Source organism: Psychromonas sp. Urea-02u-13 (assembly GCF_002835995.1).
GTDB lineage: Bacteria > Pseudomonadota > Gammaproteobacteria > Enterobacterales > Psychromonadaceae > Psychromonas.
The window spans coordinates 1-216 of the sequence record NZ_PJBZ01000026.1; the positions used below are offsets into that span (position 1 = coordinate 1).

The window sequence follows — 216 nt, forward strand, 5'->3', positions numbered from 1 at the left end:
GGGACACCCGACTCTTTTTGACTGAACTTCAAGAGTAACCTATGGTTAAATAAACAGTATAGGTTTCCCTTGGAGGTTTTATGACACAATCCCGCGACACGCTAATTTCACTTGCTGATACCCCTTACTACCATTGTATATCCCGTTGTGTGCGTCGTGCCTTTTTGTGTGGTAATGATAAATATTCAGGACAAAGTTTCGAGCACCGTCGCCAGT

The 216-nt window shown here is 43.5% G+C and carries 1 pseudogene; it reads left to right on the forward strand.

The features are described 5' to 3' along the window. Positions 1-80: 80 nt before the first annotated feature. Positions 81-216 (forward strand): annotated as a pseudogene (locus tag CXF74_RS00075) (transposase); the annotation flags it as partial.